The 808-nt window shown below is 45.0% G+C and carries 2 protein-coding genes; both read left to right on the top strand.

Going from position 1 to position 808, the window contains the following annotated elements; all coding sequences use genetic code 11:
- Nucleotides 1–196: 196 nt before the first annotated feature.
- Nucleotides 197–418, top strand: coding sequence for a hypothetical protein (locus tag AXFE_RS18100; RefSeq protein ID WP_152626230.1), 222 nt, complete (start codon nt 197–199; stop codon nt 416–418).
- A gap of 147 nt (nt 419–565) precedes the next feature.
- Nucleotides 566–808: hypothetical protein (locus tag AXFE_RS20940; RefSeq protein ID WP_235347932.1), on the top strand; the 243-nt coding region annotated here is incomplete at its 3' end.

Here is an 808-nt window from a genome sequence, read left to right as displayed (position 1 = left end):
GTCAGGGAGGGATTCAGTTAGAGCCCGCAACAAGTTGCTTATATTCTCCCCAACAAGAAATGTCCATAGAAGGACCGAATGAAATATCTACCAATAACAGAAAAAGGCATATCCAGTAAACGCGAACTGTGGTAAATTGTGCAAAAGTGATGGCCGCCCGCATGCATTTTTCGTGGCCGCCAACTTGCAGTTCTCAATGGCCATTAACAACCCCAAAGAACTAAAGCAAAAAGTAGTTGCGGCTCTATATGAGCTCGACAATTCAGGAGATGCTACGCCTGGCGCTATTGCCAAGATTGCAAGGGATAACGAAATCAATGCAAACGTTGTCTACCAGTGGAACTCAGAGCGCAAAGCCAGAGTCATCAACTCAAGCGAATCTGGCGGGTCCCCATTTATTGGTCCAAAATTGATGTGAGTTTTGTGTCGGGTTGCTCTACATAATAGCTATTCCAGGAGAGATCCCTAGAGCTTTTTACGATTCAGTAGCCCTAGGTGTCAGGATGGTTGGCATCTGCTCAAGTAAAATATGTACAACTCCATAGGGCGAGAACTCCGGCGCACGATGATACCTTATCCAAAGGATCAAAAAGAAGCTGTTATCAGAAAAATAAGGACGCTCCTTTCAGGTCCAAACACCCCAAGAGGTGCTTTTTCCCAACTTGCTAAAGAAAGCAAGATACCAAAAGCAACTATCTACCTTTGGAAAAAGGAAGTAGAAGCTGACCTAATTAGCAATGACCCAGTAAAGGGAACTCCGACACATACGTGGAGCTCAGAAGCTAAGTTCCAGGTGCGTACTTGCTAC

Origin of the sequence: Acidithrix ferrooxidans (assembly GCF_000949295.1) — a bacterium.
GTDB lineage: Bacteria > Actinomycetota > Acidimicrobiia > Acidimicrobiales > Acidimicrobiaceae > Acidithrix > Acidithrix ferrooxidans.
This window is presented reverse-complemented; position numbering and strand designations above follow the sequence as displayed.

Coding starts and splice junctions, on each gene's coding strand:
- AXFE_RS18100 (WP_152626230.1), top strand. CDS start 197: ATGGCCATTAACAACCCCAAAGAACTAAAGCAAAAAGTAGTTGCGGCT.